Here is a 6,663-nt window from a genome sequence, read left to right as displayed (position 1 = left end):
ATCTCCTTGTTCACTTTCAAACTTAATAAGATGCCTGTGAGTTTATTATGTTTTTAAAGTTATAAGCTACCATAGATAATTTGTCTCTTAAAGTTTGTTTCTTTTTATATTCTATTTGGTAAATATTTTCTCCAGATTCATACAAGCTCATTAAATATTCATCACTTGTCATAAGCTCGTCTACTAACTTTAGCTCTTTGGCTTTTTCAGCTAACCAATATTCGCCAGTAGATATTTTATTTAAATCTATAGCTGGACGCTCTTTTTTGACTAAATCTTTAAATTGATTATGTACTTGGGTAATTTCTTCTTGTAATTTCTTTCTGTCCTCATCAGTATTTTTACCAAACATTGTAACTGTTCTTTTATATTTACCTGAAGTTATTTGCTCAAATTCTACACCTTTATCTTTTAGTAATTTATAGAAATTAGGTGTTTGAGATAAAACACCTATAGAGCCAATTATAGCAAATGGTGCTGCAATAATCTTGTTAGCAATACAGGCCATTAAATATCCACCACTAGCTGCTACTTTATCAATTGCTACAATTAATTTAATACTCTTCTTTTTTATCCTGCTTAACTCAGAAGATGCTAGACCATAACCATTTACTGTTCCACCAGGTGATTCTAAAACTAATATCACCTTATCTTTTTGACTAGCAATTAAAAGCACAGCGTTTATTTCTTCTTTTAATGATTCTACTGCATTTGCTTTGATGTCACCATTAAACTTAATAACATATGACGCAACTTTATCTTTTTTTAATTTTTGCTCTTTAGTAGTTTTTTTCAAATCTTTTATTGCTTGCTTTGCCTCTTTTTTAGAAGGAAGGGTTCTTATCATTTGGAGTTTTAGCTCATTATAATGACCAGACAAGTCTTTAATAGTTAACACCCCCTCTTCTTTACCCCCTTTCAATTTAAGTTTAATGTAAGAATATATAAAAAGAATAACAAATAAAACGCCCATAATGGTTAATGCTTTAAATAAAAACATTAAATATTGCTCTAAAAACACTTTTCTCTCCTTTATAAATTATCTATCAATATGCCCATGGTTGCCGTCACAAATTGGCGCATGTTCAGTTTTCTTACAAGTGCAGAAACTCATAAATTTATCTTGAGGGCTCATGTAATGTATAGGCTTCCTACCCTTTTCATAATCCTTATGCGAGCCATCACAAAAGGGCTGAGATTTGCTCAAGCCACAGCTACACCAATAATAGCTTTTATCTTTTTTAACTGTTACTTTGATTGCAGGACTTTTCATTTTTTTAATTATTGACTTGGCTAACTTTATAAAACAACAACGGAAGTTTATTCATCCATTATTTCATCCATTTCTTTCAAAGCTTCTACTGCATAAAGAACATTAAGAGCGTGACCACTTGCTTTTACATCATACCAAGTTTTATGGATAGTTTGGTCTTTGCCAACTATGAATGTACTTCTCACTATGCCAACATACCTTTTGCCAAAATTAACTTTTTCTTGAAGAACCTTATAGGACTCACATAATTTGCCATCAGTATCTGATATTAATGGAAATACAATATTTTCTTTTTTACAGAAATTATGGTGAGAGGTCATACTATCTCTTGATATGCCTATTACCTCAGTGTCTATTTCCTGAAACTTATCATATAGCTCGACAAACTCATTAGCTTGAATAGTACATCCTGGTGTGGCATCTTTTGGGTAAAAATATAGTACCAAATATTTATCTTTATAATCTGTTAAAGATATTTTTCCTTTAGTTGATTCTGATTCAAAGGTAGGTGCTTTATCTCCTATCTTTAGTTGTTCATTTTTTTGATTCATAGTCACATAACTCATATATTTTATCTTTATATTTGGCAATTGAGGTCATGTGTCGAGCTATTTGCTCTGACACTCTATCAGTTTTACTTGCAGCCTCTACTTGGGGCTTTACTTCTAAAAAATTCTTATTGGCATCTTCAAACATACCTTTGGCATAACTAATGGCTCTTTGTTTGTTACCATCTGTTATATTAGCATTATTTTTAACCTCTCTTTTTAAATCGTTATAACGTTTCTGTATACCATCTCTGATCTCTTCAATAAAAGATAATTTAGTTCCAAGTTCCATGCCTAGAAAGATTTATTATTTTTTAGTATCAGCTTTTGCTTTTAATTCAGAACCTGGTGAAAATCTTACAATTCTTTTTTCAGGAATGTCTACCATAGTACCACGGGGAGTTTTTACTTTCTTAGCTTTGGAAATAGTAGTTTTAAATGTACCAAACCCCACAAAAGCAAGTATATCTTCTTGTGATACTGCTTGTGCAATTGTTTCAAATACTTTTTTCAAAGCTTTATCTGCTTCAGTTGCAGAAGTATCCATATTCTTGGCTAGTAGTTTTATAAATTCAGTTTTGTTCATAGTTTTAAAATATAAATTGTTATCACATATCTTATAAATTATTATCGCATATCTATATCATTAATGGTTGCTATAGGGCTAGTTATTATTGAAATTAATCCAGCTTTGTGATGATTGATTATCTAAAGAAATAACTTATAACTAATAAAAAGTTAGATAGTATCGTCATGAGATTTATAAATAATACAATATTGTTTCTATAAATTCAATATTTCCTTGTTCACTAATTCTTGTAATCGAGTAAAAAGACCAATTACCAAGTATCTACGATTTCTTTCAATTGCAAAAGTCATTTTACGTTAAAAAGCAATTGATTAAGGGGCTTTGCCCCATAAGCACTAACTAAAGGTATTAATGTATAAGTAAGTTTATGCTAATAATTGATAGGAATACTCAAAAAAATTTACACAATGAAAATATTAAATGAAGAATGGAATACATTAGTTACATTATTACCAGAGGGGTGGAACGATAATTTAGATAAGTTAAGAGTGATGAAAAGGAAGTTACCAAGTTTAAAAGTGCAAATGAATTACTGCAAACAATCTTAATACATGTAGGTAAAGGTTATTCATTGAGAGAAACATATTATTTTATTTACAACAGTAAAAAAAGAAAAGCTGGATAGTTATCAGATATTAAATTGGTACAGATTAAGGTGGCAAATTGAATTAATTTTTAAAAGATTTAAGTCAATAGCAGGTTTAGGACATTTACCAAAATATGATGATATTAGCTCTCGTGCTTGGCTTTACGCGAAATTATTTTTATGTCTTCTTGGTCAAAAACTAATAGATCATGCAGAAAAATTTTCCCCGTGGGGATATGAAGTGCAATTATCGTAATTCTAATTGGCGTGATTTTTCTTTTATGCTAAATCAAATCTTACAATCTATAACTCCCTCACTTTCTCTAAACTTTATATTTAAAGAATGGCCGAATATATCAGGAAGTCTGGCAGAATCAACGCGAAAAAGGCAAAATCAGCTCCCGTATTGTTTTAGTGAGCGCTTATGGGGCTTTGCCCCTCGCAAGTGCAAGGGTACTTCGCTACGCTCACGATTTATCCTATTTTTTGATTTTTTTCTTCTTACAGCCCCTCCCTCGTTCCTCGGTCATAGCTGTAATTCATCGCAAACAAATAAATCGAGTAGAGAGATCCATTGCTGAATCTCCCTCTCACACCACCGTACAAGCGATGTCGCATACGGCGGTTTCAGATTTGTGTTTAACAAAAGATGTATACATGGAAAATAGGTTGTTCCTCTCAAAATACTTTAAATTGAGAGCCTGGTGAGCAGCATGAGATAGAGATTTTCTCCACCAACCTTTTCTAGAGCAAGCAAGTGACCAGCTAGATCGCTGAGATACACCATGAGCAGTTAGAAAAGTTTTGATCGAGAATTTTCTTTTACGCTGTTTTATCCTGTAAGAACGAAGACGCCTTCTAATCCAACCGTCCAGATGCCACAGAGGCTTTGGAAAGTCGGAACACTTAAAATAGTGAAACCAGCCTCTCGTAGCTTGATTTAACTCTCTGATTATTGTATCAAATTTAACACCTCTACTTCTTTTGGTGATAAGGCGAACCTTATCTTTGAAGAGAGATATAGATTCTCTAGCAATAATAGCAGAGCCATCTGTTAACAATGTAAATCCAAGGAATTTACGGTCTTGAACAGAGCTAGTAGCACTTTTAGTAAGATTAACTTTAAGTTTGAGCTTACTGTTAAGAAACTTCGTTATAGATGTAAGTACTCTCTGTGCAGCATTCTTAGAAGTAACATAAATGTTACAATCATCAGCGTATCTGACGAAAGAGTGCTTACGTAAATGAAGCTCTCTATCAAGTTCATGAAGCAAGATATTGCTTAGAAGAGGGGAGAGCGGTCCACCCTGTGGGGTCCCTAGGTCTCTCTTGCTCATTAAGCCATTTTGCATCATGCCTGCGTTTAAGAACGATCTAATCAGCTTTAAGAGCTTCTTATCAGAGATAGAGCGTGCAATTAGAGACATTAAAATGTCATGATTGACGTTATCAAAGAAAGCTTCTATGTCCATATCCACCACCCATGATTTACCAGACTTTACAAATTCTTTAGCTTTGGACATAGCGCCTTGCGCAGAACGCTTAGGTCTAAATCCATAGCTATTGTCCGAAAAGTGTGGATCAAACAAAGGTGATAAAACTTGAACTATAGCTTGCTGCACCATTCTATCAATTACTGTAGGTATGCCAAGCAAACGGGTTTTACCATTAGGCTTGGGTATTTGTACTCCTCTAACACAGGAAGGAGTATATTTACCGTTGATAACTGAAGATTGGAGCTCTTGGATAATCTCATCTAAGGACTCTTGTACTTCATTGATAGTTCTTTTATCGATACCAGGTGCACCTTTATTGCGTTTTACTGCTTTAAAGGCACTTTTGAGATTTGCAGTTTTAACTACATCCCCAATTACATCTTTTGCAAGGTCCTGGGGTATTCTAATTGCTGAAGTTACTCTATGCGCCTCATGATCAACAGCTCCAGTACTGCCTTCACTATTTGATCCGTGGATGGTATTGCTATCTTTTGCTACCATATAACTCCAAAATTAAAATTCCAGTACCTAACAAATCTAATTCAGGCCTTCCTCAAGAGAGGTACCGATTCTCTTAAGTACTATGCCTTCTGCTGACTCCTTTTATCCTGTCCTCTACTATTGCTAGCAAAGTAGCTTATACTCAAGCTAGATAAAAGGCCTCCCGGGGTAAGATGCAAGACCTCCATAAGGCTGAACTTGGTTTACCGCTATACACTTCCGCATAGAGGCGGGCTATTCCAGTTAATGCTAGGTTGCCCAGTTATAACGGCCTACTACCAAGTTTCTGTTCGTTTCAGCCTTACTTTGCCGTCAGCTTCCTTCAGCCAACTCCTCACGAAGTTAACCTTGCCTCAGCTAATGGACCGCTCTATCTCAGCCCATAAGGGACTTGAACCCTTTGCTCTTACCTCATGCCCGGCGCACATACCACAAAATACATCATACAAAATTACCACTCTTGGTTTTGTCTTTTTCCTGGCGCTTTCTAGTATGGGAGTGTTGCAAGATGGAATAAAGAAAGGTATAGTGGAGTGGATTACAGAATAAAGAAGAGAAAAATGTCATCAGCGCATCAAATAATAATGGTATGTTTGGATCAATTGGTTGGTAGTGAGCATCAATATCGCAAATTTAAGGAGCTGTTTAATTTTGGGGCAGCAGAGCAAGAGCTGAAGGGAATTGAATCTCCTGCTAATTATAAGGGATATGGTGTTTTACGTTTATTTAAATGCTTGTTGTTACAGTTTATGGAAGATTTGTCGGTTCTGTCGCATCTGTGAAAATTCAGTGCAAAAAGTGAAAAGTGAAAATTTCAAAGTGCGGAAAATCGGGAGTTAAAAATTCTTAATTTTTACTTTTTATTTCAAAAATTAACAGATGCGACAGAACCGTAAAGATAACAAGTGGAGGTAAGGTAATTGGTAGAGGGGGTAGAGTGATTACAGAGGAAATTGCAAAAAGAGATGTAGATGTCAACAAACCTAAAAATCATCCAGACGCCCACATACCACTCGATGAATGGAAAGATTGGAGGTATTGGGATAAGCCATGAATATACAGGAACAAGAAAATTTTATAGATCAATTTTTTGATCAAGTATTTGAGGTAAAATATATATGGATGCGGCACGAGATAATGGGATCTGCATTTTTTCTATCAAATAGAGAGTTACATAAGTTATTAGAACGTGATGAAGAGTTCACTATGTATAAATGCTTTGCAAAAGGTCGATATTCCTTTCATTCTATAGTCGACGATAGCTTTGATTATTTTTTTGATGATATTAATCTTGGCGATATGATGGAGAAGGGAGTTGCGCATTATGAACTAGGCCAAACTATGAAAACCATGAAAGAAGTAGAGTCGTTAACAATATTAGCATATTTGTTAAATCAATTAATAAGAACGATCAATCCAAAGTTCAAAAGGCAAGAAATACCTAATGAAGAGTATTACAGCTCACCATTTTTTAAGCCTTTACTAAAAACTGCAAATTTTACTTATCGAGAATGCATGAAAAATGAAACTGATATTAAATATATACAATCAATGGAAGAGGGGGAGCAAAAGATAAAAGCAGAATACGAGCGTATTTTTGGAACAAGTAAAACTAATGAAGGTTTAAATTCGAAATAGCGATAATGGTTAAAAATTCCAAAAACATATGT

The 6,663-nt window shown here is 34.2% G+C and carries 8 protein-coding genes and 1 pseudogene; 3 read left to right on the top strand and 6 right to left on the bottom strand.

Annotation, left to right across the window (positions count from 1 at the left end):
* Window positions 1–22: 22 nt before the first annotated feature.
* From sohB to Bandiella_RS07270, 5 genes are read right to left on the bottom strand one after another with little or no spacing between them, the layout of a single operon-like run.
* The gene (gene sohB / locus Bandiella_RS07290; RefSeq protein WP_323733455.1) at window positions 23–1,021 is read right to left on the bottom strand and encodes a protease SohB; all 999 of its coding nucleotides are present in this window, start codon (window positions 1,019–1,021) and stop codon (window positions 23–25) included.
* A gap of 18 nt (window positions 1,022–1,039) precedes the next feature.
* The gene (locus Bandiella_RS07285; RefSeq protein WP_323733454.1) at window positions 1,040–1,273 is read right to left on the bottom strand and encodes a CDGSH iron-sulfur domain-containing protein; all 234 of its coding nucleotides are present in this window, start codon (window positions 1,271–1,273) and stop codon (window positions 1,040–1,042) included.
* A gap of 47 nt (window positions 1,274–1,320) precedes the next feature.
* Complete coding sequence (locus Bandiella_RS07280) at window positions 1,321–1,824, bottom strand: peroxiredoxin (RefSeq protein ID WP_323733453.1); 504 nt, start codon at window positions 1,822–1,824, stop codon at window positions 1,321–1,323.
* Entirely contained in the window at window positions 1,808–2,113 is a 306-nt protein-coding gene (locus tag Bandiella_RS07275) for a hypothetical protein (RefSeq protein ID WP_323733452.1), read from the bottom strand. Before Bandiella_RS07275 ends, Bandiella_RS07280 begins: the two co-directional genes overlap by 17 nt.
* A 15-nt stretch (window positions 2,114–2,128) precedes the next feature.
* Window positions 2,129–2,407, bottom strand: coding sequence for an HU family DNA-binding protein (locus tag Bandiella_RS07270; RefSeq protein WP_323733451.1), 279 nt, complete (start codon window positions 2,405–2,407; stop codon window positions 2,129–2,131).
* Window positions 2,408–2,988: 581 nt separating this feature from the next.
* Between Bandiella_RS07270 and Bandiella_RS07265 the strand changes: the two are divergent.
* A pseudogene (locus Bandiella_RS07265) lies at window positions 2,989–3,252 on the top strand (transposase); the annotation flags it as partial.
* Window positions 3,253–3,586: 334 nt separating this feature from the next.
* Here the strand turns inward: Bandiella_RS07265 and ltrA are convergent.
* Complete coding sequence (gene ltrA, locus Bandiella_RS07260; protein WP_323732406.1) at window positions 3,587–4,993, bottom strand: group II intron reverse transcriptase/maturase; 1,407 nt, start codon at window positions 4,991–4,993, stop codon at window positions 3,587–3,589.
* A gap of 533 nt (window positions 4,994–5,526) precedes the next feature.
* Between ltrA and Bandiella_RS07255 the strand changes: the two genes are divergently transcribed.
* Together Bandiella_RS07255 and Bandiella_RS07250 are read left to right on the top strand one after the other, a co-directional pair.
* Window positions 5,527–5,775, top strand: coding sequence for a hypothetical protein (locus Bandiella_RS07255; protein ID WP_323733450.1), 249 nt, complete (start codon window positions 5,527–5,529; stop codon window positions 5,773–5,775).
* 268 nt (window positions 5,776–6,043) lie between these two features.
* A complete protein-coding gene (locus Bandiella_RS07250) occupies window positions 6,044–6,631 on the top strand; it encodes a hypothetical protein (RefSeq protein WP_323733449.1) in 588 nt (195 codons plus the stop codon).
* The last annotated feature ends 32 nt before the right edge of the window (window positions 6,632–6,663 follow it).

Origin of the sequence: Candidatus Bandiella woodruffii (assembly GCF_034359465.1) — a bacterium.
Lineage (GTDB): Bacteria > Pseudomonadota > Alphaproteobacteria > Rickettsiales > Midichloriaceae > NDG2.
This window is presented reverse-complemented; position numbering and strand designations above follow the sequence as displayed.

What these genes read in the sequence shown, in the direction of transcription:
- Bandiella_RS07285 (WP_323733454.1), bottom strand. Translation starts at nt 1,273, where the DNA reads ATGAAAAGTCCTGCAATCAAAGTAACAGTTAAAAAAGATAAAAGCTAT.
- Bandiella_RS07280 (WP_323733453.1), bottom strand. Translation starts at nt 1,824, where the DNA reads ATGAATCAAAAAAATGAACAACTAAAGATAGGAGATAAAGCACCTACC.
- Bandiella_RS07275 (WP_323733452.1), bottom strand. Translation starts at nt 2,113, where the DNA reads ATGGAACTTGGAACTAAATTATCTTTTATTGAAGAGATCAGAGATGGT.
- Bandiella_RS07270 (WP_323733451.1), bottom strand. Translation starts at nt 2,407, where the DNA reads ATGAACAAAACTGAATTTATAAAACTACTAGCCAAGAATATGGATACT.
- ltrA (WP_323732406.1), bottom strand. Translation starts at nt 4,993, where the DNA reads ATGGTAGCAAAAGATAGCAATACCATCCACGGATCAAATAGTGAAGGC.
- Bandiella_RS07250 (WP_323733449.1), top strand. Translation starts at nt 6,044, where the DNA reads ATGAATATACAGGAACAAGAAAATTTTATAGATCAATTTTTTGATCAA.